The sequence below is a fragment of the Acidiphilium sp. PM genome (assembly GCF_000219295.1).
GTDB classification, from domain to species: domain Bacteria; phylum Pseudomonadota; class Alphaproteobacteria; order Acetobacterales; family Acetobacteraceae; genus Acidiphilium; species Acidiphilium multivorum.
Map to the genome: position 1 here is coordinate 1 of NZ_AFPR01000323.1, position 2,291 is coordinate 2,291.

At 67.0% G+C, this 2,291-nt stretch carries 4 protein-coding genes and 1 pseudogene; all 5 read right to left on the reverse strand.

Features of this window, described 5'->3' with window-relative positions; genetic code table 11:
* Positions 1-278, reverse strand: a pseudogene (locus tag APM_RS12175) (hypothetical protein); the annotation flags it as partial.
* A 53-nt stretch (positions 279-331) separates the two neighbouring features.
* On the reverse strand, positions 332-775 hold the full coding sequence (gene tolR, locus APM_RS12180; protein ID WP_007423682.1) for a protein TolR: 444 nt from the start codon (positions 773-775) through the stop codon (positions 332-334).
* 2 nt (positions 776-777) lie between these two features.
* Positions 778-1,494 carry a protein TolQ gene (gene tolQ, locus APM_RS12185; protein ID WP_007423683.1) on the reverse strand — a complete coding sequence of 239 codons (717 nt, stop codon included), beginning with the start codon at positions 1,492-1,494 and terminating at the stop codon, positions 778-780.
* A gap of 2 nt (positions 1,495-1,496) precedes the next feature.
* Positions 1,497-1,997 carry a tol-pal system-associated acyl-CoA thioesterase gene (gene ybgC / locus APM_RS12190; protein WP_007423685.1) on the reverse strand — a complete coding sequence of 167 codons (501 nt, stop codon included), beginning with the start codon at positions 1,995-1,997 and terminating at the stop codon, positions 1,497-1,499.
* Positions 1,994-2,291 (reverse strand): Holliday junction DNA helicase RuvB C-terminal domain-containing protein (locus tag APM_RS12195; RefSeq protein ID WP_007423684.1); only part of this gene is annotated, 298 nt, incomplete at its 5' end. The genes APM_RS12195 and ybgC, both read right to left, overlap by 4 nt.

Consider the following 2,291-nt stretch of genomic DNA (forward strand, 5'->3'; position numbering starts at 1 on the left):
GGCGGCGGCGGCGGCGGCGGCGGTGCGACCTTCGGCTGAGGCTTGGGCTTCTGGACGGCAAGATGGGCCTTGTGGACCACCTTCGTGTCCGCCGGCGCCGCCACCTTGCCCTTGTGGAGCGCCTGCTGCGGCGCCGCGTTGCCGACCAGCGTGACATCGACCGCCTCGGAAGGCGGGGCGTTCAGCTTCTCCGTCGGCAGGACGGCGACGAGCAGCAGAATGATCGCCAGATGAGCGATTCCCGAGACGATCGCACCGCGCCGAAGCTCAGGTTCCATGGGTCGATCCCGTCTCAATCCATCCGCCTGCCGGTGATCCCGTTCCGGCTGGCTCAGCGTTTCGTGGCCGTCGGCTGCTGGGCGAGCAGCGCGACCTTGGTGAACCCGCCATTGGTGATCGTGGCCATCACCTTCAGCATCGTGCCGTAGGGCACTGCGGTGTCTCCACGCACGAAGATGCGGCGGTCGGTGTTGTGCTTGGCGATCTGTTGCAGGGTCGAAACCAGATTGTCGAGCTGGACCGACGAGTTCTGCAGATACACCGAGCCATCAGCCTTCACCGAGATGGTGATCGGCGTCGCGTCGGTATTGACCGGCTTCGCATTGGCGTGCGGCAGATTGACGGTGACGCCGGAGGTGATGAGCGGCGCCGTGATCATGAAGATGATCAGCAAGACGAGCATCACGTCGACGAGGGGGGTGACGTTGATTTCCGCCATGGGCCGGTAGCGACCGCGCCTTCCGCCGGATTTCCGATCGAGCAGACCGCCGGCCATGGTCAGGTGCGCTCCTCGGCCTGGCGGGAGAGGATCGCGCTGAACTCGGCGCCGAAGGCCTCGAGGCGCGCGGCCAGGCGGGCAAGATCGGTCGACAGCTTGTTGTAGGCAAGCACGGCCGGAATGGCCGCGACGAGGCCGATCGCGGTGGCGAACAGCGCTTCGGCGATGCCGGGCGCGACAACGGCGAGATTGGTGTTGTGCATCGCCGCGATCGCCGAGAACGAGTGCATGATGCCCCAGACCGTGCCGAACAGGCCGACGAACGGGGCCACCGCGCCGATCGAGGCCAGAAACACCATGTAGCGTTCAAGGCGTTCCATTTCCCGCATCGTCGTGACGCCCATCGCCCGGTCGATCCGTTCGGCGACGCTGGATCGCACCACGTCGGCGCCCGCGATCCGGCTGGAACGGCGCCATTCGCCCATGGCGGCGCCGAAAACGGCCGCCATCGGATGGCCCGGTTCCGCGCCTTCCTGGTCGTAAAGCTCATCCAGGCTGCGGCCGGACCAGAACTTGTCCTCGAACGCGTTGGCCTCGCGGTTGACGCGGCGGATGCTGAGCGACTTCTCGATGATGATCGCCCAGACCCAGACGCTGGCCGCAAGCAGCAGCACGATGACGACCTGCACCACGAAACCCGCATGCAGGAACATGCCCAGCAGCGAGAGGTTGGTGCCCGGTGCCGCGAGCCCGGCAGTATTCACAGCCTGATCCACGTTCAGTCCCCTTCCACGGCCGCCAGGCCGTCTTCTGTTTTGCCGCCCGCGACAGCGTCATCGTGCATCCGCACGAGGGCGGCGCGCATCTCCGCCGGCAGGCGCGCCGCTCTCCCGCTCGCCCGATCGACGCAGGCGAGCTGCAGCCTGATTCGCACCAGCGTAATGGCGTCGCGCCGGATCGTCTGGTCCAGCGCGACACGCGCGGCGGCAACCTGCCGCACACGGGTCACGACGGTGATCAGATCATCGAGTCGCGCGGGCCGCTCATAGTCGATTTCCGCGCGGTGCACTACGAACATCCGGTCGTGGACATCTACCATTTCCGCGTGTGGCACCCCCAGCGAACGCAGGGCTTCCGACCGCGCCCGCTCGGCGTAACGCAGATAATTGGCGTGATAGACGATGCCGCCCGCATCGGTATCCTCGAAATAGATCCGCACGCCGAGCCGGTGCTCGCCGCCGCGAAGCGCATTTTCCAGCATGTTCGCGACGTCGTTCATGGGTCGAACGGCAGATCCGACTGGCCGGGAGCAGCGGCGGGCGGCAGCAGGCCGAGATGCGCCCAGGCCTCGCGCCCGAGCATTCGACCGCGCGGGGTGCGGATCACGAACCCCTCCTGGATGAGAAAGGGCTCGATCACGTCTTCGAGCGTGTCGCGCGGTTCCGACAGTGCCGCGGCCAGGGTCTCGATACCGACCGGCCCGCCATTGTGGTGCTCGGCGATGCGGCGGAGATAGCGCCGGTCCATCGCATCGAGCCCGCGCTGATCGACGTCGAGCCGCGTCAGCGCCGCG